This window comes from Actinotignum sp. usb-actsch-213 (genome assembly GCF_059085665.1).
The window spans coordinates 50,934-77,125 of sequence record NZ_JBHNSQ010000075.1; the positions used below are offsets into that span (position 1 = coordinate 50,934).

Consider the following 26,192-nt stretch of genomic DNA (forward strand, 5'->3'; position numbering starts at 1 on the left):
CAAGGCCGGGGTAATCCCGGTTTCGCTGAATCCGTTAAGGCGGCCCGCTACGAGGGCGGCACAAGCGATCCGCTTGAATGGTAGAAAATAAGCGGCTCCCGCATTATGCTCAGTGCGGGAGCCGCTTTGCTGCCGGCTAGTCCCGGTGCTCGTTACCGTACAAAAGCACCGCTTCGCTCACCCGAGCTTGGGAATCCGGGCTGAGCCGCAAGAGGCTGAATTCTTTGAGAATACGGCGCACGAAATCCTCATCAGGGTATTCGCCCCACTGGTATTCTTCCGGATACTTGTCAACCAATACGCGCGCCATATTATAGATTTCGCGCAACGGAATCTCGTTGATGCCTCGGCCGGGATAGGGCCGGTAATAATGCCAATTCTCCGGGTAAACATCCTCAGGCCATACAAATTCTTGGCCATCGGAATCATCAACGAAAATCTGATCCTGAGGGATGAACGTATCGAGGATTTTGTTGACCTTTTCGGAGGTCCGTTGCCGTCCAAACCTCTTAACAATCGCTACCCGCAAGGACTGCAAAGGAAGCGGTGCACTCTCTTCGATCATCTCCCGCACGGCTTCGCGAACTTCGGCTGTGCGCGCGGTAGACATGGGGAACTCCAGCTCCTCGCGGCTCCCCAAGGGCGACGTGTCCGGGAGAGTTAACGGTGCTGGGCATGGCGGAATATCGGTACCCCAGTCATCAACGCTCTCGCTTATGCGACGAACGGATTCTCCGGGTTTCGTGCCGTGTTTTTCCCAGGCTTCCCCAAAACGCCAGCGTCCCTCAGATGTGTCAGTGGGATTTTCCGGGGTGGCTGGCTTGAGAGCGACCCGAATTGTACTTCGCTTCGGATGCGGAGCAGATTGCGGGGTTGGCTGCGGATCCTCCGGGGTTCCGTGCTGCGCTGGTTCGGCCGCACGTTTTGCTTTCGTGTGCGTGTTGCGATGCGCCGAGGGGACTTCACGCCAGGTGAGAGCCGATTCGGCATCCGGGTCCTGATGGGTGCTTTCCGGTTCGCGGCGAGCGAGTTTGGCTTTGCGGCCGGCCAGCTTTTTCGCGGCCCGCTCCTGGCGTTTCTCGGCCTTCCGTTCCTCTGCCGCATACCGTTCCTTGGCTTCCCGTGCCGAAGCATCAATGCGGTCAATGACCCCAGCCGGATCGCGCCGCAGCTCCGGAAGCCACACCCGTTCCACCGCGAGCCACCCCATCATGGAGGTCAGCAGCTGCGGAGTAATATCACGATCGGTCACCGTGGGGAGCGAACTCCATTTTTCGTCATCGAACATGACAGCCAGAAGCCACACCTTGCTACCCGGCTCGCGCACCACGATATCGAGGGTGTAACTAGAGAGGCCGTAATCGCCCTGCACTTCCCAGCCACGCTCGCGCAGCTCACGCATAAGTCGGTCACGCACCGGGTTGTCATTAATGCTCAGGGCGCGGGGAAGTGCAGAACTGGCTTCCGCAGCCGAATCGGCCGGTGCGGGAGCTGCGCCGTCGTTCTGAGTACGCGCGCGGGCCCGCAACATATATTCACGTAAGTCCTGCATTCCGCGCGAGCGGGTGCGATTGAGGTCGATGTCCTCCGGATCGAAGGAGGTGACCACCAGCACCTCGCTGCGGGCGCGGGTAATGGCGACGTTGAAGCGGCGTTCACCGCCCTCGCGGCTGAGCGGCCCGAAATTGAGGGGAAGGGGGCCACCGGGTTCGCGCGGTGAAAATGCGGTGGAGAAAATAATGACATCGCGTTCGTCACCCTGGACGTTTTCGAGATTCTTGACGAAAAGCGGATCCTTTTCCTGTTCCATCGCGGCGCGGATGAGGGGATCGCGCGAGTCTTCCAGCAGGTCAAGGATGAGGTTGCGCTGCTGGATATTGAAGGTGACAACACCGATTGATTGGTGCGCTAATGCCGGCGAATTAAGGCGCCGGTGAATATCGCGCACGATTTCTTCGGCTTCCACCCGATTCGTGCGGAAGGTGGCCCCGCGGCTGCGGTCGAACGTTCCGGAAACGCGCCGCATACTCACGCCCGCACCGCCGAAAAGCGCCGCGTTACCCGGCGAGGGGAAACTGGAGAGTTTACCTTCGTAATAGGCTTCGTTGGAGAAGGCAATGAGGGATTCATCCCGGGAACGGTAGTGCCAGGAGAGCCACAGGCGCGGCAGGCCCGATTCGACCGCCTCGGAAAGAATCGACTCCAGATCGCTGACCACCGTCTCCACGAGCGGGCGATCCGGATCGTCAAGATCCTCATCATCACCGCTGAACGGGCCAGTTTTCCCGAACCGCGTAGGCGGCATCTGCCGGCTATCCCCGGAAATGATCACCGCTTTGGCGCGGCCGATGGCACCCATCGCCTGATCAACGGTAATCTGGCTCGCCTCGTCAAAAATGACGACGTCGAAAACTACGGCAGTGGGATCTACGAATGTGGCAAGCGATGCCGGGCTAGCGAAGAAACAGGGTGTGGCTTCCAGGATCTCCTCGGTGAATTCTTCCAGCAAGGAGCGGAAACTGCGTGCCCCGCGTTTGCGATCCAGGTTGCGCCGCAGGGTTCCCACTTTTCCGTGGAGCTCCCCGGGGCGGAAGGACCGCCGCGCCATAAGGGTGGCCGGTAGCGCCTGGGTGGCTTCACCCTGAATGGTGGCGAAAGCTTCCTGGAGGCGGGTGAGATCCGAACTATTTTGTTCCGAGAGGGAAATATGGCCGCTGAAGGCGCGCATGCGTTCTTCCGCGCTGGTGGAGGCCACCCCGCGGCGGAAGGCGAGGGAGATATCACGGTCGGGCACCTCACCCCTTTCGATTTGGTGCTGGAATTCTTCCAGGCCGTTCTTGCGCAAGATCGCGGTGGCGCGGTGCCATTCGACCGCGGCAGCCAGGGAATCGCGCCCGGCTGCTGACCAGCGCGGATACCATTCTTGGAAAACGCTCATCCACCGGTTTTCCGAGGGGAGTTGCAGATCGGCGGCGCTCACCCAGGCGTCCCAGGTGGAGCTAATGATGTCGAGCGCGGCGCGAGCATCATCCAGGCTGTCGGCGCGGCGGGTGAGCTCCACCAGGGCGGGGAAGCGGGTGGAAAGCTCCAAAGAACGCTGGAGAGAATCCGCGGCCTCCGCGAGCGCTGCCGGAGCGCTCGGGTCGCTGAGAGCCACACTCACGCGCTGGCGAGCTCCCGGGATGTTTTCTAGTTCTGTTTCCAGATCAGCTAGGGCGCGGCGCATATAGCTCAGCCGGCCGAGAGCGGCCCGGACTGTATCAGGGGAGTGCTCGCCCTCAATATCCGGTTCCCGCCCGGCGGGTAGCGCCGGAATAAGGGCCGAACGGTACGCTGCCACGCGCTTCTTCTTCCCGAAGAAGCCGCCCTCCGCGAGTTCATCGAGCGCGCGGCTGAGTGCGGAGGTATCGCCGTACGCGAAGAATGCGGGAGAGAAAATATCGGTGAAAAACTCAAGTTCGGGAGTGAGCCGGGAGAGCTTATCGGCGACCGTCGCGATTTTCCAGGTGGAGGAGGCCAGCTGCCGGGCCTCATCCGGATCCAGTAGCGGTGAGGTTCCATCGAGTGCCTTGCGTACGTCCGCAAGCGGAACGCTCCCCAGGGTATCGACCAGCTCCGGGTATTTCTCGCATTGCGCGGCCATGGCCGCGAGCCCGTCGAAAGCATGGATGAGTTCGGGGAGCGGGGCGTGATACGGGCCCACCAGCTGCCAGGCGGACATGGCGGCCAGATCGGTACTGCGTGCACGCACCGCGATATTGGGCAGCGCTTCATCGATAGTGGCGATAGTTGCGCGAGCATTCGGATCGGTGACGAAGCGTTGTGGAACTACCGCGACCGCTCCCTCGCCAAGATCGAGAGACGCGGTGACGGCCGACCAGAGCGAATGCCCGGCCGCATTCATTCCGTGCACAAGCGCCGGGTAGGCCGCGAGGGGTTCGAGGCGGGAACGCAGCAGTGCCCGCGCATTATCCCAGCGGTGCATATCGTAATGAACGCTCGCGTCAATCGCGCCGCGCAATTGATCCCGAATAGCCTGGGGGCGTTGCTCCCCGCCGTGTAAATCGAGAATAAAAGGTGCCAGGCCAATGCGTTCCATGCGTGTTTTGACGACGTCGAGCGCGGCCTGCTTCTCCGCCACGAAGAGTACCCGTTTCCCCTGTTCCAGGAGGTGGGCCAGGATATTTGTGATAGTTTGGGATTTTCCGGTTCCCGGAGGTCCTTCCACCACGAAGCTATATCCCTGACCGGCCGCGGATACCACTCGCATCTGCGCGCCATCGGCGGGAATAGGAAGATTAAGTTCCGCCTCATTCGGGGTAATCTGCTCAATCGGTGGGAGGTCACTCGGCTCCACGAAGCTTTCCCCGGGGCGCAGCGTCAGGTGTTCGAATACCGGAGATTCCATGAAAATATCCCAGTGATCGCGCAGATCCCGCCACATTCCGAATGTGGAGAATTTTGCGATACCCAGGTAGACATCCCGAGTCACCGTAAAGGGAAGATTCTCGCGCACCAGCGCGGCGGAAATCTCACGGAGCGCGTAGTCAATATCGAGACCGGAAGCATCAAGTTTCGGTTCGGAAAGCGCGGTGATATGCACGCCGTGTTCCTGGTGGAGCCATTCCACCAGAGAGTGGTTGGGGGTGGCCTCAGCGCTGTTATCGGCTTGGATTGTGAAACGGGAACGGCCCGAACCGCCCCCTAGCCGTACCGGGAGGAGGAAAAGCGGTGCGCTGGCATCTTTCCCGTTTTTGCTGGTGTAGCGCATCGTTCCGAGCATGAGATAAAGATTGGCTGATCCGGTTTCCTCCGCCAGCGTTTTCGTGGTGCGAGCCAAGTTCTTGAAGAACTCGGCGTAGCGGTACTCGGTTACGTGCCCGAAGAGGATGCCGCGCTCGCTCAGTTCATCGCTCACCTCAGCATCGGATAAATCACTCACATCCGTGGTTCCGCGCAGGAAACGGTTATCGGAAAGATCATCCTGGGCGCGCATCGTAATGCGATCCCCGCGGGAAATGCGATCATCAATATCCGCCAGCATTCCGGCTCGAACTTCGAATTCCAGGACTTCCTTGGCCGGTTTGATATTGAGGAGGCGGTTGCGCAAAGTGAGGTCGAGGAGTTCGCGCTTCCAGCGCTGCACCCGGGCCGGCGCCGCATCGCTGGTATCCAAAGTGAGATAGTCCGCGGAATCCTCTCCGGCCAACTGCCGCGCCAGTTTCCCGGCAGCGCGAATAGCCGCCGCGGGGGAGTGCGCATGAGGCGCGGACGCGGCGGCCTCGGCTGGAGCTGAGGCCGAAGCATCCGGTAGGGCGGCAGCCGGAGGGGCTTGAGTGGGAAGCGGGCGCAATCCATCTCTATGCGATTCCGCCAATCCAATAAGGGCAAGAACAGTACCGTCTGTCAGCTTCGCCTTGGTGCGATTGAGGTTATCTGGGAAGCTGAGCGCGGCGTCGTAAAAAGCAGCATCCAAGGCAAGAACTGCACCGGAACGTAAATAATTATTGATGGAGGCCGGTTCGGTAATAACCGGTTCGCGCAGGCCATCCTCCGTGCTCGCAATACCAACGAGGGCGTGCCCCGGCACCAAAATAATCACCGGGAGCAGCCCGCAGGACTGCGCCAGGGCCGCGTAGGTCAGGACCAGGTCGATGCAGGTGCCGGCTTTCGCGGTAAGAACTTCCTCCGTGGTGCGGATGCGCTGGCCGGTATTTTCGAAAGAAGCGGGTGGGGTGACGTAACGGATATCCTCCGCGGCTAAAACCGCGTAGGCAGCCGACATGATTTGAAGCACCCGTTCGATACCGGCCTGGTAGCCCTGCACTGAGGCATCGCCGGTGGCTTCCTTGAGTAAATCGGAGACCTTGCGCACCAGCGCGGGAATCTGCGGGGCGTTGGGCTGCGCAAAAGCCGCCAGCGACTCAAAATATGCCGGAGCGTGGAACCACTCATTCGGAGCGAGGATACGTATATCGGCTCGGGCATACCCGGCCGCGGAACTCCCCTCGGTGCGCAGATGTGCTTCCAGGGTTCCGGGTTGGGATTCGGTTGCCTGTAATAGGGGATTATTCGGGTCGAGGCGGGTGTGCGCGAGGAAACGCGGTGCTACCGGGGCGGCTTTTCCGGGCCGGAGTTCAGGAAGGGGAACCGTGAGGTCGAAAAGTGAATCCGCGCCAATGCGAGCGCTCAGTTCCAGATGCGCCTGTTCACTCGCCTCACTATCCGACGTATTGGTCGCGAGGATATTTTTGATAACTGGAACCTGGTTATGGGCAAGTGCCCAGCCGGTTTTCCCTGCATAGGAGATCTCAACGCGGAGGATTCCGGATTCCACAACAAGAACGTCGATTCCCTCAGATCCCACTCCGCTCATTCCCGCTAGTGCCCTTCCGTAGGTGTGTGCCTTGCCGTGTCCTCATTGGCAATCGGCGATATTTTCGACAATCCACCCGATATGTTACTCCGTATCTCCCCCGGACAGGCGGGTATTTTAGTCCGCGGAACGATGCGCGCGCGTCCAATATGTGAACATTTCGTCTCAGAATCTGGAATTTACATTAGTCTCCAGAGTGCGCGGTTTCCCGGCGCGGCACGCGCCGGGCGGCGTCGTACTAGAAACGACCACCGCGCGTACGTTTCTCGAGGAAACGGAACCACCCACGGTAGAAGAGAAGGAGGCCCGCGTGGCTGAAGGATATGTGCACTGGAATGGCGAACTGAATACGGAAGCCACCCAGCTGCTTCGCGCGGGCGGCGCCATGTGCGTGGTCCCCACCAAGGTCGGCTATATTATCGCCACCACCGATTCGGCCGGGCTGGAACGCAAATTCGCGGTGAAGAACCGCAAACGCAATAAGCCCGCCGTGGTGCTGTGCGGCTCCATGGAAGAACTGGAAACCCTGGCGCAACTCACCCCGGAAATTCGCGATTTTTACCAGAAGAACTGGGACGAAGACATCCTCATGGGCTGCATCCTGCCCTGGCGTGCCGAGGCTGCCGAACACTACATTCCGGAAGAAGGCGAAGCGCGTAATCTGGTGCGCGACGGACGCGGAACCTCCTGTTTCGTGATTCGCTACGGTAGGGCTGCCGAGCAGATCGCGGCGGAGCTGTGGGAGAAGGATGAGAAGCTGGTCTTTGCCTCCTCGGCGAACCCTTCCGGGCGCGGGAACCGCGGCAAGGTGGAAGGGATCGGAACCGATATCGCCACCGAAGCGGACCTGGTGATCGAAGCCGATGACTACGTGACGTCCATCCAGCCCGATGCCTCAGAAGCCACGCGATGGGAGCAGGGGGTAATGGTGTCTTTCGTAGATGAATCCGGGAAACTGGTGCCCGAACAGAACGGGCAGCGCATGGTTGCCCCGGCGCCGGTACTTATCCGTAAGGGTGTGTACCTGGATCGGATTCTCCAGCTGCTTTCCGAATCATTCCTCAGCTGGGATTTCCGGCAGGGAGCATACTACTAAGCCACTAAAGAGCTTCGCGAATCCCGAGCCACTGGTTCCACCCGTGGTGGAGCACCAGCCAGGCCATAAGCCCGTAACCGGCCTGGCGGGGCGTATAGCCCCCGCTCAGGTCCATATCGGTATTCCACTGCTCGTGGTCAACCAGCGGGCTAAAAGTATCCACGAAGGGGAAACGGCGCCGCTCCGTGACATCCCGGTAGGCATTGGACAAATTGAGCTGCACATCGCGGGGCAGATCCGGGCGCGGGGGCGGGCCCACCACGAAGGGGCGCATCCGCATACGGTCCGCGGAATCCAGCAAGTTCGCCAGGTGCAGGCGCGCCCGCGCCATGGTGCCCCCGCGCTCCAGATCGTGACTACCCAGCCCGATAACCAGGCGCGCCTCAATATCCGGTCCGGTACGCAAAGCAACTTCCCGCTCCCAGCGCTCCGCCATCTCCGAAATCGTTTCACCGGGCACAGCCAAAGTGAGGGGGAGAAGCGGAGGATCGGTGAGAGTGCGTGCCATAACGCGGCCCGTCCATCCGAGGGCCCGCGCATCGCCGTACCCGGCCACCAACTCATCGCCTATGAAGATGACACGTAAAGAATCCACGGCTGCCTCCCTTGTTACTACGTAAATCCTACCGTGCTCGCCGCGCGGGACGCAGGAATCGCTAGACTGCAAGAAGTACCTACCCTGGAGTTTATGTGACCAACGCTCTTCTCTTACTTCTTGGCATCCTCCTCACGCTGGGAACCGCGCTTTTTGTGGCCGCGGAATTCTCCCTGGTGGCCCTGGATCCTGCCGCGGTGGAATCACGCGCCGCTGAGGACCCGGCCGCCGCCAGTGTGGCCGGACGCCTCCACCACCTCTCCCTCTTCCTGTCCGCCTGCCAGGTGGGCATTACCATCACCACGATCCTGCTCGGCTACGTGGCTCAACAACCCCTCACGGAAATATTGACGGGCTGGCTCGGTGCGGCCGGGGTGGCACGTGCTGCGGCGGTTGCTATTGCCGCGGCCGCGGCCTTCCTCCTCGTCAATCTCTTCTCCATGCTCGTCGGGGAATTGGTGCCGAAAAATATGGCGCTGGCCGAACCTCTGCGCACCGCGGCCCGGGTGGGCGGGCCCCTGCACGCCTTCAGCGTGGTGTTCAAACCCGTGATCGTGTCTTTCAACGCCACCGCGAACTGGTTGCTGCGCCGCATGGGCGTGGAACCGGCCGATGAAATCTCCGGGGCGCGCTCGGGTCCGGAACTGGGTGCCCTGGTGCGCCAATCCGCGGCAGCAGGAACCCTGGAGCCCTCCACCGCACGCCTGCTGACCGCCTCCATCGGCGCGGGCGGGCTCACCGCCATCGATATTATGACCGACCGTGGCCGGGTGGAGTACCTGGAAGAAAGCGCCTCCGCCGCGGATGTGATCACCGCGGCGCGTACCACCGGCTTCTCGCGATTCCCCGTGGTGGGTGAGGGCGGCCTCGACGATATTCGTGGATTCGCGCACCTGCGCCCCGCCGTGGCCATTCCCGCCGAACGTCGCGCGGAGGTGCCCGTTACTTCCTCCTCGGTGATGCGCGAAGCGTTTGCGGTACCCGAAACGATGGAATTACCCGAGCTCCTCGTGGTGCTCCGAGATATCGGTGGCCAAACGGCCGTCGTCGTCGACGAATATGGCGGCACCTCCGGAATCGTGACGCTCGAGGACGCCGTGGAAGAAATCGTCGGCAATATTTCGGACGAACACGACCGCCGCGGCGGAGGCGCGCGCTGCACCGCCCCGGGAACCTGGGTGGTGCCCGGATTGCTGCGCCCGGACGAAGCTTTCCGTATCTGCGGGGTGCGCCTGCCCGAAGACGGTCCCTACGAAACCCTCGGAGGGCTGATTATGGCCGAACTTGGCCGCATTCCCGTGGTGGGGGATACGGTGGAGGTCGACGACGCCCAGCTGACCGTGCGCGCTATGGACGAACGACGCGTGGAAACGGTGGAGGTGAAAATCCATGAGTAATACCCTCGCCCTTATTCTCACCGTGCTGCTGCTCGCCGGAAACGCTTATTTCGTGGCATGCGAGTTTGCGCTCACCGCCTCGCGGCCCTCTCGCCTGGAACCCCTGGCGGAAAGTAATCCGCGCGCCGCGAAAACCCTGGCGGCCTCCCGCAACCTCAATGAAATGCTGGCCGCCTGCCAGCTCGGCGTAACCCTGTGCTCGGTGGCCCTCGGGGCGCTCGCGGAACCGGCGCTCGCGGCCCTGCTGCTGGTACCGCTGGCCGCGGTGGGTGCCGGGGCGGTCCTCGCCCACACCATCGCTTTTGTGCTGGCCCTGCTCCTGGTGACCGCCCTGCACGTGATCCTGGGAGAAATGGTGCCGAAGAATCTCGCGGTCACCCATCCCGAACGCCTCGGAATGCTTTTCGTGCCCTCGCTGCTGATTTTTGACAGAATCTTCCGCCCGGTAACCGGATCCCTCAACTGGCTCGCGGTGCATATCGTTTCCTGGATGGGTATGAAACCCAAAGATGAGGTCATCTCCGCTTTTACCGCTTCCGAAGTAGCAGCGATTGTGCACGCGTCCCAAGCGGCCGGGGTGCTCCAAGATACCCAGGGTCTTATTACCGGGGCGCTGGAATTTTCCGAACACCAGGTGGGGGACACCATGCTGCCCCTAGATAAGGTGGTGACCTGCCCGCGCACCGCCACGCCCGCGCAGGTGGAACGGCTGGTGGCGGACCACGGGTATTCGCGTTTCCCGCTGGTCAGTGGCGGGAATATCGTCGGGTATATTCACGTGAAAGATATTCTCGACGCCGCCCAGCGCGAACTGCCCATTTCCGCCCGCTTGGTGCGGCCGGTGCGCAGCCTGGCCGCCAGTACGGGTGTGGAGGATGCCCTGCGGACTATGCAAACCTCGGGTACGCATATGGCCATCGTGGAAGATAACGGAAAGGTAACGGGTGTGATCTTCCTCGAAGACGTGATTGAGGACCTCGTCGGAGACGTGCGTGATTCCATGCAGCGCCGTTCCTAAAACCGCGAGATAGCGCCGATATAGTGGTGTGTCATGAGTGTGCTTCGGGAGCGGGATGGCGTGGCTAGCGTGCGGGGCACGACGGGTCATGTGGCGAAAACTCTTTGCCTTTCGAGCGCTGACCGTTATCATTTTGTAACAGTAATAGGCCGGTGGAATGACCGGTCTCGGGGTGGAAATTATAAGGAGAGCAGTGAGCGCGGCACACCACACCTCTCGCGGCGGGCGCAGGGCTGTCCGGGCGAGCGAGGCTCCGCAGGAGCGCGTTGGGAAACGCGCCGTGCGCAGCACCGCGGATGTGGGTGCGGAAAGCTCGCGGCTTGCAGGCTCGCACACGGCCCCGTCACACGCCGCGCGCGCATCACACGTAGCGCCTGCTGCGGATGCGATTCCCACTTCGCATGCCGTGTCTGCTTTGCCTGAAACTTCTGCCGGCCGTGCCCGCCGTGCTGCCGCTCCGGTATCCCGTTCAACTTCCCGGGCGGTGCCTACCGCAGAAGGTACTGACCGGGTGCGCGCCCCCGGCAAACGGGCTGAAGCATCACAATCCGCGCGGCGCGGGCGTCGCGCTGCTGCCATCGCCCCGGTCGCAACCGTAGAAACGGCCGCAACGGTAGCAACAGCTGCAGCGCTCGCTCCGGTTGCTTCAACCTCAACACACGCACCGCTCGCAACGGTGCGTGAGCTTCCCGCGCGCGGCAAACGGGCCTGCACCGCGGTACCCGCAAGCACCGAGTCAGATACCGCAGCGCTCCCCACCCCGGAACTGAAACCGCAGGTAGAAGTGGGGCGCGGGGCCGCTTTCGGCGTCGTTCTTCCTTCTTCTTTGACCGTCGCCGCTTGCGAGGCAGCGCCTACCGCAGGAATCGGCGCCGCGGGGGGAATTACCGATAGCGAGGGCACGGAAGTCCTCTCCGAATCGGAAATTGGCGCGGCGCTGCGTGCGGGTGAAGCCCGCGGGCGCGCGCAGAACCGGGAACGTTCAGACCGTATCCTGGCCGGTGCTGCCGCGCAATGGGCGGTGGCGCGTTCCGTTTCTCCCTACCGCAATATTCTTATTGGCGCGGTGGCCTGCCTGGGTATGGTACTTCCCGTCATGTCCACCTTGCAGGGGAATGCGGCGCAGGCCGCCAACCCGGCTTTTGTGGCACCCGTAGCGGAAGAATTCACCACCCCCGCCCAGCTCACCGGGGAAGTCGGTGCGATTCAGCGCGCCCAGGCCCGCACCGCGGCAGAAAATCCGCGTCGTGCCTGCCCCACTTCCGCCGGGGCTTCCGGCACCCGCGCCGCTTTTGATATCCCCACGGATCGCCTTATCGTTAAGCCACTTCCCGAGGGCAGCTACCGCCTCACCTCGCCTTTCGGCACCCGCGTGGATCCGATTTCCGGTGAGGTATCCTCCCACGCCGGGCAGGACTTCGGCGCTCCGGCCGGTACCCCGATCCATGCCATTGCCGACGGTGTGGTCAAGCACGCTGGCGAAGGCATCCAGGGTCGCTCCAATAATCTCATTATTATTGAGCACACCATTAACGGGGAAAAGTTCAGCTCCTGGTATATCCATATGTACGACGACGGAGTTTTCGTCAAGGCCGGTGACAAGGTCAAGGCCGGTGACGTGATCGGAGCGGTGGGTTCGAATGGCTATTCCACCGGCCCGCACCTCCACCTGGAGATTCACGCCGCCAATGACGAACTCCTCGACCCGCTCGCCTTCCTGGAAGAACGTCAAGCCCAGCCTCTCGAGGCGGATTGTAAGTAATGGGGCGACTCTACGATATTGATGGGCCGGCGCTCATCATCGCCCACCGCGGTGGCGGTAACGAATACCCGGAAAACTCCCTGCGCGCTTTCGATGCTGTTTACCGCGCGGGATTTCGGCATATCGAATCGGATGTGCATACCACCGCGGACGGGGTGGCGGTTATTCTCCACGATCCGCTTCTGGACCGCACTACGGACGGGGTCGGCCCGGTCAGTGCACACACCTGGGCGGAAGTTGCGCAGGTCCGTAACGAAGCCGGGGAACGCCCGCCGCGCCTAGACGAAGTCCTTGACGCCTTCCCGGATGCTGTTTTTAATCTCGACGCGAAATCCGATGCGGCCGTGGAACCGCTGGTGGCGGCGGTGCGGCGCACCGGGGCTGCCAGGCGGGTGTGCCTGGCAAGTTTCTCCCAGCCTCGCGTGGAGCGTATGCGGAGTCAGCTCCCGGGAGCCACATTTTCACTGGGCCGCTCCGCGGTGGCCTGGCTTATGGCTCTCTCCCGCTTGCCCGGGGTGCAGGGGGTGCGCATCGCCAAATTCCCCGGCTCGCAGCGCGGCTTCCAGGCCGTTCAGGTGCCGGTCGATATCGCGCTGCCCCGCCCGCGCTCGCTACCCCGCACTCTTTCACGCTTGCGCCGCCGCGAGGAGGAGGACGGTAAGCTCGGGCGCCCGGTTCCCGTGCTCACCGCTCGTTTTGTGCAGCTCGCTCACGCGCAGGGTCTGGCGGTACACGCCTGGACAATTAATTCGGCCGCGGAGGCGGAGAGACTCCTTGACCTGGGTGTTGATGGCATTATTACCGACGAACCGAGCACTATGCGCAACTATTTCGACCGCTCGCAGTACTCGGTGCGGATTTAAACCCCGGTAGCGGGAGGGGAGCGCGGCAGGTAGCGGCGGCGTCGTACCATCTCCCGCACCGCGCTCGCATCGCACGCTCTCAGCGCAACCATCGCGTAAATAGTGACGAAACAAACAAGAAATGCTAGGCTTAAAGTCCCTTGCGGTGCACCGAAGCGCCGCACCGCCACATAAAAGGAGTTGTGATGAAGGCTTGGCAATTTACCAATACCCATGAACCTCTTGTTCTCAATGAGGTTCCTGAACCCACGGCAGGTCCGGGCGAAGTAGTTCTGGAGATGAAGGCGGCCGGTATTTGCCACTCGGATGTTGGTCTGCTCACGGACGAGGGCTGGCTATCTATGCTCGCCAAACGGCCTATCACCATCGGGCATGAAAATTCGGGCGTTGTGGCCGAAGTGGGCGAGGGTGTCACCGAATACCAGGTCGGGGACCGCGTAGGTGTGTGCCCCACCACCGCGGCCGGCGCCCCGGGCTACAGTTTCGATGGCGGTTTCGCTCCAAAAATGGCGGTTCCGGCCGAAGCGCTTGTCCCGCTTCCGGACGGGGTTGATTTTGTTCTGGGCGCCGCGGCAACCGATGCCGGGATGACGTCCCACGCGGCGGTTGTGACCCAGGGTGGCCTGCAAAAGGGCCAAACCGTGGGAATTATTGGCCTGGGTGGGCTCGGGCAGATCGGTGCGCGGGTGGCGGTCCTCGCCGGCGCGGATGTGTACGTGGCTGAAATCAACGAAAAGGTGTGGCCGCTGGCCGAAAAGATCGGCGCCAAGGGCGTAAAAGGGAGCATCAAAGACTTCTCGGATATTACCTTTGATCTCATCGTAGACTTTGCCGGTTTCGGCACCACCACCGCGGACGCCGTGGATATTATCCGCCGTGATGGCACCGTGGTGGTTGTGGGAATGGGCAAGCTGGAATCCCTTATTTCCACGAAGAGTCTCATCCTCAACCAGTGCCGCCTCGTTGGCTCCAACGGCGGTACCAAGGCAGATATTGCCGGGATTTACGAGTTCATGGCCACCGGCAAACTCACCCCGCAGGTCACCACCATCCCCTTCGAGGAGATTCCCGAGGGTATCGAGAAGCTCAAGAACCACGAGGTCGTGGGGCGCCTGGTTGTTGAGTATTAAGTAGCGGTGGCGTGTTGCGCCCGCGCGCGTTGCGGAACGACGGGGCGCTTGTGGAACGACGGCGCAGCTCGGGCCACCAGCGTAGCGCGATGGGCCCGCATATCTTTCGATACGCGGGCCCATCTTGATGCGATTTGTGCCCCGAACAGGATTCGAACCTGCGGCCTTTCGCTCCGGAGGCGAACGCTCTATCCCCTGAGCTATCGGGGCGCACTGCGCTACTTTACCACGTTGGTAGGCGCCGGGAAAAATACCTGGATTCTTACTTGGAGTTTCGCATCTTGTGCGTCCGCGGGTGGCGGTGCAATTTTGTCGGGGTTAGCACGTACACTTAGACACGTGACTCCGGAAGAACTCAGTGCATGTATCGCGGCGGAAATTAACGCCGCACGTAATGAAGGTCAGCTTCACCTCGATGGTGATATTCCCGCGGTGAAAATCGAACGTCCGCGTTCGCGTGAGCACGGGGATTGGGCCACGAATGTGGCCATGCAGCTCGCCAAGCGCGCGGGAATGCCCCCGCGCGATCTAGCCACCCTGCTGGCCGGGCGCCTCGAGGGCGTCGCCGGCATTGCCCAGGTAGAGGTAGCCGGCCCCGGTTTTATTAATATTCGCCTCTCCGCGGGTGCCGCTGGGGAATTAGCCCGCACCATCGTGGAGCAGGCGGAGCGCTACGGCTCCTCGCAAGCCGGCGCCGGGACCACCGTCAATTTGGAATACGTCTCCGCGAACCCCACCGGTCCTATCCACATCGGAGGAGCGCGTTGGGCCGCGGTGGGGGATACCCTCGCCCGGATTCTCAGCTTTACCGGCGCTAATGTCGTGCGCGAATACTATTTCAATGATCACGGCAACCAGATCAACCATTTCTCGGAAAGTTTGCTGGCCGCGGCACTGGGCCGTGAAACACCGGAAGATGGCTACGGTGGAACATATATTTCCGATATTGCGCAGCAGGTTATTTCCCAGGAACTAGCTGCCGGGCATCCCGATCCGCGCACCCTCCCGGAAGCCGAAGCTCAGGAAGTATTCCGCGCCGGTGGTGTGGAGCTCATGTTCGCGGAGATCAAGAATTCCTTGGCTGATTTCCGGGCTGAATTCGATGTGTTCTTCCACGAACAATCCCTCCACGATTCCGGAGCGGTTGCCGCGGCCATCGAAAAACTCCGTGAACGCGGTGTTATTTACGAAGAAGATAACGCGGTATGGCTGCGCTCCACCGATTTCGGTGATGATAAAGACCGCGTCATCGTGAAATCGGATGGGGAAACCGCCTACTTCGCCGGTGACATCGCCTACTACCTCGATAAGCGCCACCGCGGTGCCGATCATGCCGTCTATATGCTCGGCGCGGATCACCACGGTTACATCGGGCGCATGTACGCCATGGCCCGCGCGTTTGGGGATACCGCCGGCAAGGGCGGCAATATGGAAATCCTCATCGGCCAGCTGGTCAACCTCAAGCGTGACGGCGTGCTGGTGCGTATGTCCAAGCGCGCTGGCACGGTGGTGACCCTGGAAGACCTGGTGGAAGCCGTGGGAGTGGATGCGGCACGCTACTCGCTGGTGCGGGCCTCGGTGGATACCACCCTGGAGCTGGACCTCAATGTGCTGGCCTCGCATACCAATGACAACCCGGTCTACTACGTGCAATACGCGCACGCGCGCACCGCTAATGTGGCTCGTAACGCGGCCGAACACGGGGTGCGGCGCGCGGATGCCTTCACGCCGGAGCTGCTGGAACAAGCCGATTCCGATCTCATCGGGCAGCTGGCCCGTTTCCCGGAAGTGATCTCCCTGGCCGCGGCCAATCGCGAACCGCACCGGGTGGCCCGCTACCTGGAAGAACTGGCCGGCGCCTACCACACCTGGTACGGCAAGGCCCGGGTCACCCCGCGCGCGGATGAAGAAGTCAGCGATCTGCACCGCACCCGCCTGTGGGTTAATGATGCAACCCGTCAGGTTCTCGCTAACGGGCTGCACCTGCTCGGGGTCAGCGCTCCGGAGAAAATGTGAGCGCCGCTGTGAGTGCTCTCGAGCAGCTGCCCGCGCCCGTCCCGGATGGTTCACCCACCGGGGTGTGGTCAACTACGGTGCGCCGGGTTCCCGGCGATCTCGAGGTGGGTGGCTGTTCGGTAAGCGGGCTGACCGCGCAATTCGGCACCCCGCTCTACATCCTGGACGAAGTAGATGCCCGCGCTCGCGCCGCCGCCTGGGTGAGCGCTATGCGCGAGGCTTTTGCGGAGTTGGCGGGAGCGGATGTTTACTACGCCTGCAAGGCTTTTGCCAGCGTGGGTGTAGCTAGGTGGATGCTGGAAGAAGGCCTCCACCTGGACACCTGCTCCGAAGGAGAGCTGCGCATCGCCCTGGCGGCCGGAGCGCGGGGGCACCAGCTCGGATTGCACGGAAATAATAAATCCGCGGCGGAAATTGAGCTGGCCCTGGAGCATGAGGTCGCCCACCTCGTAGTTGATTCCTTAGCCGAAGTGGAGCTGGTGGCGGAGGCTGCCGCGCGCCGCGGGCGGGTAGCGGCCGTTGTTGTGCGAATAACCTCCGGTATCCACGCGGGCGGCCACGATTTCATTGCTACCGCTCATGAGGACCAAAAATTCGGCCTGTCACTCACCAGCGGTGCCGCCTGGGAGGCTATCCGGCGTATTAGCGCCAATCCGTGGCTGCGCCTGGTGGGATTGCATTCGCATATCGGCTCCCAAATCGTGGCCACGGATGCTTTTGTGGCTGCGGCACGCGCCATCCTTGACCTGCGGGCTCGGGTGGCGCGCGAGCTGGGGAGTGTTATCCCCGAAATAGATCTGGGCGGTGGCTACGGGGTGCGCTACACCGGTGCGGATCCGATTCCGCCTTCCCCACGTGACTTCGCCACCGTGCTCGCCACGGAAGTTGCCCGGCACAGCGCCCAGAGTGGCATTCCTGCCCCGCGGATATCCGTGGAACCGGGCCGTTCCATTATTGCCCCGGCCGGTATGACGCTCTACACGGTGGGAACCATCAAAGATGTCCACGTGGATACTACCCGCACCCGCACCTATGTTTCGGTAGACGGGGGAATGTCCGATAATATCCGCCCCGCTCTCTACGGTGCGGATTACACCGCGGCACTCGTGGATCGAGTCCAGGCCGAGGATGCAGATTCTTCGCGCGTATGCCGAGTTGTCGGTAAACATTGCGAATCGGGCGATATTGTGGTGCGCGCCGTCGCCCTCCCGGAAGATATTCACGCCGGTGACCTGCTTGTCACGCCGGGAACCGGCGCCTACGGCCGGGTGATGGCCTCCCATTACAATATGCTTCCCAGCCCGGGAGTTATTGCGGTGCGTGATGGCCGGGCCCGCTGGCTTATTCGCGGGGAGACCGTGGCCGATCTCTTCGCGCTGGATGCGGATTACCCGGCCGCGGATTCCCCGGCCACCACTGCTGAAAACTAGGGCGGGTGCCGGCCCTTAGCGCACCTTCAGACCGGCAACCTGCACGGTTAGGACGCTAGCTCTCCGGAAGCACGGCCTCTTTTACCTGCGCGGGCTTTTGCCAGGTATCCGGGGCGCTGCTCCAGGCTGAGATAGCGTCCACTACCGGGCGCAGCTCGGCTACCGCAATCTGCCCGGCTGCCGTGGTATGCCCGGCCTGACCCCAGGTTCCCGCGGACCCGAAAATAGCGGAAGTAATGCGGCTCATGGTGCCCAACGCCCCCATGGCGATGGTGATAAGAGGTATGTGCAATTCCTGGCTGGCCCGATAGGTTGCATTGAGCACCGTGACCACGTCGCCCGGATGGGAGGGAGTCACCGCAATTTTCGCGATGGAGGCCCCGTGCACCTGCAAGAGCCGCAAGCGATTAACGATCTCATCTTCGGGCGGGGTGGAACGGAAATCATGGTAGGAGCCAATCACCGGTATCTGGGCCCGCGCCGCTTCCTGAATAATACGTTCGGTCCAGGCTTCGGTGCGGAACAGCTCCGCATCCACCGCATCCACCAGCCCGGATTGGATGAGGCGTATCACCAGGGGGCCGTAATCATCGGGCAGAATTGCCTTCTGGCCGCCCTCCGCCGCGGAGCGGAAGGTGCCCAGAATCGGTAGGTTCGTGGATGTACGCAAAAGGGTTCCCACCTCGGTGAGGGTGGAAAGGTCCTCGAGGAAATCCACGCGCCATTCCAGGACGTCAATGTCCTGTGCGGGAAGCTTCGCTACCTGTGTCCGCAGCTCGTCACCGTTGGCGGGCGTTATGGACACGAGGATTTTCGTCGGCCCGGAGCCGAAGGCGACGTCCTTGATTTTCACAGTGGGCATCGCGCACCTCGCTTTCTCTTCGTGCATCACTCGATGCATTTTCCATGGGGATATTGTACCCATCTGCGTGGTGAGCACCACACCTCGTTTCGGTGCCACGCGGAGCCCATGCATCGGTAGCGGGCGGGCCAACAGCGCGCATCGGCTCCACCTTCGCTAGGCTAGGACACGCGAGGACAGCTAGGGGGCCGGCACCCGCGCAGGCCGAGCCGGCAGTCGCGCGGCGCGTTCGTCAAGATAAGGAGTAGGCGTGAAGGAAGTCAAGGTTGCCCTGCTGGGGGCGGGAACGGTAGGAAGCGCCGTCGTCCGCCTGCTGCAAGCCAATGCGGAAGAATTTAACCTGCGAGCCGGAGCGCGCCTGCGCGTGATCGGAATTGCGGTGCGTAACCTGGAGGCCCCGCGCGATCCTGCGATTGATCGCGCACTGCTCACCACCGATGCCCACGCCATTATTGCCCAGGCGGATATTGTTATCGAATTGATGGGCGGTATCGAACCGGCGCGCGAATATATTTTGGCTGCTTTTGCCGCCGGTGCCTCGGTGGTCACCGGAAATAAGGCGCTGCTGGCCGAACACGGTCCAGAATTGTACGACGCCGCGGCGCGTGCCGGCGTTGACCTCTATTACGAGGCCGCGGTGGGCGGGGCCGTTCCGGTGGTGTACGGACTGCGCGAATCCCTCGCCGGGGATCGCGTTACCCATATTCTCGGAATCGTCAATGGCACCACCAATTACATTCTCGACGAAATGACTACCAACGGGGAAAGTTTCGATGCCGCGGTGAAAAAGGCGCAGGAGCTTGGCTATGCCGAAGCTGATCCGAGTGCCGATGTGGACGGGTACGACGCCGCGGCAAAATGCGCCATCCTGGCCTCTCTCGCTTTCCACACCCGCGTCCAGCTTTCGGATGTGCATACCCATGGAATCCGCGATATCACCCCGGAGATGATCGCTTCGGCCGGGCGGGGCGGGTACGTGGTCAAGCTGGTGGCTTCCGCCAAGCGGCGCGCGAACGGCATTGAATTGTACGTGGGCCCCACCCTTATTCCTGCTCAGCATCCGCTCGCCACCGTACACGGAGCCTATAACGCCATTGTGGTGGAGGGTGAAGCCGCTGATCGGCTCATGTTTTACGGGCCGGGAGCTGGCGGGAATCCTACCGCCACCGCGGTGCTCTCCGATCTGGTGGCCGCCGCGCATCACCGCGTGCACGGCGGGCTGGCCCCGCGCGAACTGGCTTACGGAGAGCTGCCGATTCTGCCTCCCGCCCAGGCGCGTTCGCGTTTCCAGCTGAGCATGGACGTGGCTGATCACGTGGGTGTTCTCAGCGAGGTTACCGGTACTTTTGCCCGCCACAATGTGTCCATTAGCGGGGTTACTCAAGAATCGCCCACCGCGGACCACCTGTGCCGTCTCACGGTCACCACCCACGAAGCCCTCCAAGCTGATGTGGAAGCGACCATTGCGGATCTCTCCGCCGCCGCGGGGCCGGCAACGGTGAGCACCGCGAGCTTTGTGCGGGTGGAGGTGGCCTAATGCGTATCGCCACCTCCGAAGCGCGGGTGCGGGTCCCGGCGACCTCCGGCAACCTCGGTCCCGGTTTTGATTGCATGGGTATGGCGCATAACCTCTGGGACGAGGTCAGCGTGCGCCTCACCGCCGGTGCCACCCGGGTGAGTATCGAAGGGGAGGGCGCGGATGTTCTTCCCACCGGAGAAGATCACCTCATCGTACGGGCCCTGCGCCGCGGTTTTGAGGCCGCGGCCCTGCCCGGCGTCGGCTTCGAGCTGCACTGCGTTAACGCAATTCCGCAGGGGCGCGGCCTCGGTTCTTCCGCGGCGGCCGTGGTGGCCGGCTTACTTTTAGTGCGCGGCCTCGTGGATCGCCCCGATATATTCGACGACGGCGTGCTCCTCTCCCTCGCCACCGAATTTGAGGGACACCCCGATAATGCCGCACCGGCAATTTTCGGGGGCGCCGTCGTTACTTGGATGGAAGGAACGCAGGCCCGGGCGGCGCGTATCCCCACCGCGGTGGAAACCACTCTCCTTATTCCGGGTGAACAACTCCTGACTGAAAAGGCGCGGGCCGCATTACCGGATACCGTTCCGCACGCAGATGCAGCTTTTAATGCTTCGCGCACCGCGATGCTTGCCCTCGCCCTCGAGCACTACCCGGATTTGCTGTGGCAGGCCACCGAAGATCGCCTCCACCAGGACTATCGCGCCGGGGCGATGCCGGCATCCGCGGACGCGGTACGGGCCTTGCGCGCGGCCGGGTTCCCGGCCGTTATTTCCGGTGCGGGCCCATCCGTGCTAGTATTTTCACGCCTTGACGCTGACACAGTATCTATGATGCAGCGGCGTGGATTTACGGTGAATACTGCTGGAATGTCCACACAGGGCGCCTATCTGGTGTAGACTAAGGTCTAACCGACGTTCTTATACCGGTTATTTCCCACGTACTTGAAATTGTCATAAGTGCGTTAACAACCCCTGAATTCCGAGGAAGGAACCTCGTGACGGAAACCCCAACATCAGGCGCAATCTCAACGATGCGGGTGCCGCAGCTGCGCGCGCTCGCCGAAGAACTCGGCCTGGACATTGACCCGAAAGCTAAGAAGGCGGACCTGCTCGCGGCCATTCGCGAAGTTCGCCCCGCGCGGCGCGGGCGGCCCCGTAAGGAAGATAGCCTCGCCAATATCACGAAGCCGCGCGAAAAGTCCGCTGCTGCCACCACGGCCAAGACCGCAGCGAAGAAAGAAAGCGAAGCGGTTGCTACCGAAGCCGCGGAAGCTGTCGCTCCGACTCGGAAAACACGAACTGTTACCCGCGCAGCGGTATCGGCACCCAGTGCGGAAAGCGCCCCGGTAGCAGCTCCCAGCCGTGAAGAACGGGAAGATCGTGAGGAGCGTAAGGTGCGGCGCCGGGTGCGCCGGGATCACCGCGAACCGGTTCATATCGATTTGCCTGAACCAAAGCCGGAAGCCGGCCAGGCCGCGCGTCGCTCCGATTCCCTCAGCGATGAAAATACCCTCGCGGTTCTGGATGCCATTGGCGATGCCGCGGAACGCCGCGCCGGTGACCACCATGACACCACCTCGGAACGCCGCCGCCGTAAGCGCAACCGGCGCGGTGAAGAACATGACGAGGCCCGCCGCTCTCGGCGCACCGCGGAACGCACCGAACGTACTGATCGCACGGATCACGAGGCGGAGGAGTCCGCGCCGGCTTCGAAGCCCGAACGTGAGGAACGCCAGGAGATTCCGGCCGGCAAGCGCCAGGCGGAGGATACCCTCGTTCCCGTTGCCGGCATTGTGGACGCCCAGGGTAACCAGATGGTGCTGCGCACCGGCGGCTACCTGCCCGGCCCCAATGACGCGCAGATTTCCACCGCGCTGGTGCGCCAGTACGGGCTGCGCCGCGGGGATGCTGTGGTGGGCGCTATTCGTCAGCACGATGAGGATAATTCCTCGCATAATAACCGTAATAACAAGCGTAATCCGCGCCGTCGTTACAATAACCAGAACAATAACCGTTCCGGTAATCAGCTTGTCCAGGTAGATACTATTAACTCCCTGCCCGCAGCCGAAGCAGCGCGCCGCCCGGACTTCAATAAACTCACCCCGGTCTACCCGGATGAGATTTTGCGTCTGGAAACCGAACGCAAGGGCCTGTCCACCCGCGCTATCGATCTGGTTGCTCCTATTGGTAAGGGCCAGCGTGGTCTCATTGTTTCTCCGCCGAAGGCCGGGAAGACCATGATTATGCAGCAGATCGCCAAGGCGATTGCCGCTAATGATCCCGAGGTTCATATCATGGTGGTCCTCGTGGATGAACGCCCCGAAGAAGTGACGGATATGCGTCGCATCGTCAAGGGTGAAGTGATTGCTTCTACCTTTGATCGCCCGGCTTCGGATCACACCATCGTCTCTGAACTCGCTATCGAGCGCGCTAAGCGCCTGGTGGAACTCGGTCAGGATGTGGTGGTTCTCCTCGATTCCCTCACCCGCCTTTCGCGTGCCTACAATCTCGCGGCCCCGGCCTCGGGGCGCATCCTCTCCGGTGGTGTGGATGCCGCGGCACTCTACCCGCCCAAGAAGTTCTTCGGTGCGGCGCGCAATATCGAAAATGGTGGTTCGCTCACGATTATCGCCTCCGCGCTGGTGGAAACTGGCTCGAAGATGGACGAAGTTATTTTCGAAGAGTTCAAGGGCACCGGCAATATGGAACTGCGCCTCTCGCGCCAGCTCGCGGACCGGCGTATCTTCCCGGCGATCGATATCAACGCCTCGGGTACCCGCCGCGAAGAACTGCTTTACAAGCCCGAAGAACTCAAGGTCATCTGGCAGCTGCGCCGGGCCCTGGGCACCCTCGGGGTGGATGAAGCGGCGGACTTCGTGCTCAAGCGGATGCGGAATACCGAAAATAACGCGGAATTCCTCGTGTCGATTATGCGTTCCATGCAAGGATCGCGCGGCGAATAAGCCGAATAAAACACGGCGGGAAGATCCGGCCGGGGGTCGGGTACCGAGCACGCGCAGCACGTCATGATGTGATACGCGCACGGTACCTTGTCTCGGCCGGGCCGCCCGTGCCATAATTTTCTGTCGGCTCCCGGTTCACCGTGATACGGAGAACCGTGCTCGGACCCGGGAGCAGCTACGAACCAAGGAGAGATAATGAAGCAGGGAATCCATCCCGATTACCACGAGGTCTCCGTGACCTGTACCTGCGGTAATGAGTTCACCACCCGTTCCACCTACAACGGTGACCACATGCGCGTGGAAGTGTGCAATAACTGCCACCCGTTCTACACCGGCAAGCAGAAGATCCTGGATACCGGTGGGCGTGTGGCTCGCTTCGAGGCACGCTACGGCAAGCGCAAGAAGTAAGCGCCACGGAAAGGAGCGTCACCGCAAGGGCGCTCCTTTTCTTTTTGCACTATTGTCGGTAGAGCTGCCACAGTCCCGTGGCGGTAGGGCACGCGCGGGGTGCGCGTGAAGAAAGGTCCTCGTTATGGCTGATACACGTCGTGAGGTTGCCGAGCACCATCTCGCTGAATTTGAAAAAATCGAAGCGGATATGGCCAGCCCGGAAGTTCTCTCCTCCCCGGATAAATTGCGTTCACTCGGGCGGCGCTACGCCGAACTCGGGCGGGTGGTACGCGTGTACCGGCGTTTCCTCCAGGCCGAACAGGACCTGACCGAAGCCCGGGAGATCATCTCCCAGGGTGGGGAGGATGCTGAACTCTTCCGCCCCGAACTTCCCGGAATGGAAGAACGCTACGAGGCAGCCTCCCAGGAACTCACGGAAGTCCTCATTCCCCGCGATGAAGATGACGCCCGCGATGTCATTATGGAAATCAAAGGCGGGGCCGGCGGGGAAGAATCCGCCCTCTTCGCCGGGGATCTGGCCCGCATGTACGAACGTTACGCCACCTCCAAGGGCTGGACTTGGGAAGTGCTGGGTGCCAACCAAACCGAGCTGGGTGGCTACAAGGACCTCGAGGTCGCCATCCGTTCCCGCGGGCAGCTTGAGGATCCTTCCGACGGCGTATGGGCCCACCTCAAGTACGAGGGCGGGGTTCACCGGGTGCAGCGCGTACCCGTGACCGAATCCCAGGGGCGCATCCAGACCTCCACCGCCGGGGTGCTTGTTTTCGCGGAAGTGGACGACCCGGGCGAAGTGGAAATCGCCGCCAATGACCTGCGCATTGACGTGTACCGATCCTCGGGGCCTGGCGGGCAGTCCGTGAATACCACCGATTCGGCGGTGCGTATCACCCACCTTCCCACCGGGATCGTGGTGTCCATGCAGGACGAAAAATCGCAGATCCAAAATCGCGAATCTGCTATGCGGGTGCTGCGCGCGCGGTTGCGCCAGCTCCAGCTGGATCAGCAGGCCGCTGAAAACGCGGAATTGCGTCATTCCCAGGTGCGTACCCTGGACCGTTCCGAGCGCATCCGCACCTATAATTTCCCGGAAAATCGTATTTCCGATCATCGCACCGGCTACAAGGCCCATAATCTCGACGCGGTCCTCGATGGGGATCTGGATGCCGTTATTGATTCGGCCCGGATTATGGACGAAGCGGCTCGCATGGAAGCCGCGGAAGAAAAGTAGAGAGCAGCCGAGCGCTATGACCACCTGGGCGGAATTGCTGGCAGGTGCCACCGCGCAGCTCACCGCGGCCGGGGTGGATTCGCCGGCCGCCGATGCCCGCTGGTTGGCCGAAGCGGTGGCGGGCAGGCGCCCCCATCCGCGCGATACCCCATCTCCCGCCCAGTGTGAGCTTTTTGCAAGCTACCTGGCCCGCCGCGCCACGCGCGAGCCGCTGCAGCATATTACCGGGCGGATGTATTTTCGCTACCTCGAGCTGGTTTCCACGCCCGATGCGCTGATTGTGCGCCCGGAAACTGAGATCGTAGCCGAACGTGCCATTGAGCACGTGCGTGCGTGCGTGGCCGCGCAGAGCCGCGGTAACGCCGCATCTCTCAAGAACGACGGCGCAGCGGCGGCGCGCNCCCGCGCCGCCGCGCAGCAGGCAGGCCCCCTCGTCCTCGATTTGGGCACCGGTAGCGGAGCCATTGCCCTGAGTATTGCGACTGAAGTCCCCGCCGCCCGGGTGATCGGCGTCGACACAGATCCCCGGGCCCTGCAACTAGCTGCCACCAATAATGCCCGCTACGGGTCACCCGTCACTTTCCTACACCACGATGTAGCTGAGCCGCTCCCGGAACTGGACCACGCGGTGAGCGTCGTCGTCGCTAATCCTCCCTATATTCCACCCGATACGCCCGTTTGTGCAGAAGTACGGGCCGATCCGGCGCGCGCCCTGTGGGGCGGGGGAGCGGACGGCCTGGACCTGCCCAGGCTTTTTGTCGCGCGCGCGGCGCAGCTATTGCGGGACGGGGGTATCCTCGTTCTCGAACACGCGGAGACGCAGAGCGCGCCCCTGCGCGAGTATGCCCGCAGCGTCGGTTTTACCCGGGTGGCAACCGGCCGGGACCTGGCCGGGCGGGAACGTTTTTTGGAGGCAGAATATGGACACATGTGATGCCGCGGTAGCCGCCCTCGCGCGCGGCGAGCTCGTGGTTCTCCCCACCGATACCGTCTACGGGCTGGGTGCCGATGCGTTTTCGCGCGCGGCTGTCACCCGGCTCCTCACCGCGAAGGGGCGCGGGCGCGATAAGCCCTCCCCGGTTCTTGTCGCGTCGATGGACGACGCCGCACGTTTGACCTCCGGCATCCCGGCCGGCGCCCGCGCGCTCGCGGCGGCGTACTGGCCCGGGGCTCTTACCCTCATCCTCCCCGCGAATGACAGCATCGGCTGGGATCTGGGCGAAACCCACGGCACCGTGGCGCTGCGCATGCCCGATCACCCGCTCGCCCTGGAGCTGCTGCGCCGCACCGGTCCGCTGGCCGTATCCTCCGCGAATCTTACCGAGCACGCGCCGGCCCGCACCGCCGCGCAGGCTCGCGAGCAGCTGGGAGAGAAAGTCGCGGTATACCTGGACGGAGGCACCGCACCGGGCGGAGTGCCGTCCACCATCGTGAGTTTCGCGGGAGAACGGGCACACATCCTGCGCCACGGCGCTATTCCGGACGAGGATATTGCCGCGGTGGTGCCCTTGGGCTGAAGCG

The 26,192-nt window shown here is 62.4% G+C and carries 18 protein-coding genes and 1 tRNA gene; 15 read left to right on the top strand and 4 right to left on the bottom strand.

The window, feature by feature from the left end:
• Positions 1-136: 136 nt before the first annotated feature.
• Complete coding sequence (locus AC5RK6_RS08015) at positions 137-6,367, bottom strand: DUF4011 domain-containing protein (RefSeq protein ID WP_159454966.1); 6,231 nt, start codon at positions 6,365-6,367, stop codon at positions 137-139.
• 319 nt (positions 6,368-6,686) lie between these two features.
• Here AC5RK6_RS08015 and AC5RK6_RS08020 point away from each other — a divergent pair, with 319 nt between their 5' ends.
• Positions 6,687-7,472 carry an L-threonylcarbamoyladenylate synthase gene (locus tag AC5RK6_RS08020; RefSeq protein WP_435730760.1) on the top strand — a complete coding sequence of 262 codons (786 nt, stop codon included), beginning with the start codon at positions 6,687-6,689 and terminating at the stop codon, positions 7,470-7,472.
• Positions 7,473-7,476: 4 nt separating this feature from the next.
• Here the strand turns inward: AC5RK6_RS08020 and AC5RK6_RS08025 are convergent, their stop codons facing one another.
• The gene (locus AC5RK6_RS08025; protein ID WP_016441749.1) at positions 7,477-8,067 is read right to left on the bottom strand and encodes a GDSL-type esterase/lipase family protein; all 591 of its coding nucleotides are present in this window, start codon (positions 8,065-8,067) and stop codon (positions 7,477-7,479) included.
• Between the two features lie 95 nt (positions 8,068-8,162).
• Here AC5RK6_RS08025 and AC5RK6_RS08030 point away from each other — a divergent pair, with 95 nt between their 5' ends.
• From AC5RK6_RS08030 to AC5RK6_RS08050, 5 genes are all read left to right on the top strand, one after another.
• Positions 8,163-9,464 carry a hemolysin family protein gene (locus tag AC5RK6_RS08030; protein WP_435730761.1) on the top strand — a complete coding sequence of 434 codons (1,302 nt, stop codon included), beginning with the start codon at positions 8,163-8,165 and terminating at the stop codon, positions 9,462-9,464.
• Positions 9,457-10,482, top strand: coding sequence for a hemolysin family protein (locus AC5RK6_RS08035; RefSeq protein ID WP_394532895.1), 1,026 nt, complete (start codon positions 9,457-9,459; stop codon positions 10,480-10,482). Before AC5RK6_RS08030 ends, AC5RK6_RS08035 begins: the two co-directional genes overlap by 8 nt.
• Positions 10,483-10,897: 415 nt before the next feature.
• On the top strand, positions 10,898-12,244 hold the full coding sequence (locus AC5RK6_RS08040; protein WP_435730762.1) for a M23 family metallopeptidase: 1,347 nt from the start codon (positions 10,898-10,900) through the stop codon (positions 12,242-12,244).
• Entirely contained in the window at positions 12,244-13,107 is an 864-nt protein-coding gene (locus AC5RK6_RS08045; RefSeq protein WP_394532897.1) for a glycerophosphodiester phosphodiesterase family protein, read from the top strand. The genes AC5RK6_RS08040 and AC5RK6_RS08045 overlap by 1 nt, the downstream gene beginning before the upstream one ends.
• Before the next feature lie 185 nt (positions 13,108-13,292).
• Positions 13,293-14,237, top strand: coding sequence for a zinc-binding dehydrogenase (locus AC5RK6_RS08050; protein ID WP_394532898.1), 945 nt, complete (start codon positions 13,293-13,295; stop codon positions 14,235-14,237).
• A 137-nt stretch (positions 14,238-14,374) separates the two neighbouring features.
• Here the strand turns inward: AC5RK6_RS08050 and AC5RK6_RS08055 are convergent.
• Positions 14,375-14,447: transfer RNA gene (locus AC5RK6_RS08055), tRNA-Arg, on the bottom strand.
• Positions 14,448-14,576: 129 nt separating this feature from the next.
• Between AC5RK6_RS08055 and argS the strand changes: the two genes are divergently transcribed.
• On the top strand, positions 14,577-16,253 hold the full coding sequence (argS, locus tag AC5RK6_RS08060) for an arginine--tRNA ligase (protein ID WP_394532899.1): 1,677 nt from the start codon (positions 14,577-14,579) through the stop codon (positions 16,251-16,253).
• Between the two features lie 8 nt (positions 16,254-16,261).
• Complete coding sequence (gene lysA / locus AC5RK6_RS08065) at positions 16,262-17,683, top strand: diaminopimelate decarboxylase (protein WP_155875748.1); 1,422 nt, start codon at positions 16,262-16,264, stop codon at positions 17,681-17,683.
• Between the two features lie 55 nt (positions 17,684-17,738).
• Here lysA and aroD read toward each other — a convergent pair whose 3' ends face one another.
• Complete coding sequence (gene aroD / locus AC5RK6_RS08070) at positions 17,739-18,545, bottom strand: type I 3-dehydroquinate dehydratase (protein ID WP_394532900.1); 807 nt, start codon at positions 18,543-18,545, stop codon at positions 17,739-17,741.
• A gap of 250 nt (positions 18,546-18,795) precedes the next feature.
• Between aroD and AC5RK6_RS08075 the strand changes: the two genes are divergently transcribed.
• From AC5RK6_RS08075 to AC5RK6_RS08105, 7 genes are all read left to right on the top strand, one after another.
• Positions 18,796-20,082, top strand: coding sequence for a homoserine dehydrogenase (locus AC5RK6_RS08075; RefSeq protein ID WP_016441740.1), 1,287 nt, complete (start codon positions 18,796-18,798; stop codon positions 20,080-20,082).
• Positions 20,082-20,966, top strand: coding sequence for a homoserine kinase (thrB, locus tag AC5RK6_RS08080; protein ID WP_435730763.1), 885 nt, complete (start codon positions 20,082-20,084; stop codon positions 20,964-20,966). Before AC5RK6_RS08075 ends, thrB begins: the two co-directional genes overlap by 1 nt.
• 98 nt (positions 20,967-21,064) lie before the next feature.
• On the top strand, positions 21,065-23,032 hold the full coding sequence (gene rho, locus AC5RK6_RS08085) for a transcription termination factor Rho (protein ID WP_016441738.1): 1,968 nt from the start codon (positions 21,065-21,067) through the stop codon (positions 23,030-23,032).
• A gap of 195 nt (positions 23,033-23,227) precedes the next feature.
• On the top strand, positions 23,228-23,440 hold the full coding sequence (gene rpmE / locus AC5RK6_RS08090) for a 50S ribosomal protein L31 (protein ID WP_016441737.1): 213 nt from the start codon (positions 23,228-23,230) through the stop codon (positions 23,438-23,440).
• Positions 23,441-23,564: 124 nt separating this feature from the next.
• Positions 23,565-24,671, top strand: coding sequence for a peptide chain release factor 1 (gene prfA, locus AC5RK6_RS08095; RefSeq protein ID WP_016441736.1), 1,107 nt, complete (start codon positions 23,565-23,567; stop codon positions 24,669-24,671).
• 16 nt (positions 24,672-24,687) lie between these two features.
• Positions 24,688-25,605 (top strand): peptide chain release factor N(5)-glutamine methyltransferase, encoded by a 918-nt coding sequence (prmC, locus tag AC5RK6_RS08100; RefSeq protein ID WP_493926424.1) that lies wholly within the window; start codon positions 24,688-24,690, stop codon positions 25,603-25,605.
• Positions 25,592-26,188, top strand: coding sequence for an L-threonylcarbamoyladenylate synthase (locus AC5RK6_RS08105; RefSeq protein ID WP_016441734.1), 597 nt, complete (start codon positions 25,592-25,594; stop codon positions 26,186-26,188). Before prmC ends, AC5RK6_RS08105 begins: the two co-directional genes overlap by 14 nt.
• The last annotated feature ends 4 nt before the right edge of the window (positions 26,189-26,192 follow it).

Bases quoted from the DNA above. Each gene is read 5' to 3' on its own strand.
- AC5RK6_RS08035 (WP_394532895.1), top strand. From the start codon at position 9,457: ATGAGTAATACCCTCGCCCTTATTCTCACCGTGCTGCTGCTCGCCGGA.
- AC5RK6_RS08045 (WP_394532897.1), top strand. From the start codon at position 12,244: ATGGGGCGACTCTACGATATTGATGGGCCGGCGCTCATCATCGCCCAC.
- AC5RK6_RS08050 (WP_394532898.1), top strand. From the start codon at position 13,293: ATGAAGGCTTGGCAATTTACCAATACCCATGAACCTCTTGTTCTCAAT.
- aroD (WP_394532900.1), bottom strand. From the start codon at position 18,545: ATGCCCACTGTGAAAATCAAGGACGTCGCCTTCGGCTCCGGGCCGACG.
- thrB (WP_435730763.1), top strand. From the start codon at position 20,082: ATGCGTATCGCCACCTCCGAAGCGCGGGTGCGGGTCCCGGCGACCTCC.
- rpmE (WP_016441737.1), top strand. From the start codon at position 23,228: ATGAAGCAGGGAATCCATCCCGATTACCACGAGGTCTCCGTGACCTGT.
- prfA (WP_016441736.1), top strand. From the start codon at position 23,565: ATGGCTGATACACGTCGTGAGGTTGCCGAGCACCATCTCGCTGAATTT.
- AC5RK6_RS08105 (WP_016441734.1), top strand. From the start codon at position 25,592: ATGGACACATGTGATGCCGCGGTAGCCGCCCTCGCGCGCGGCGAGCTC.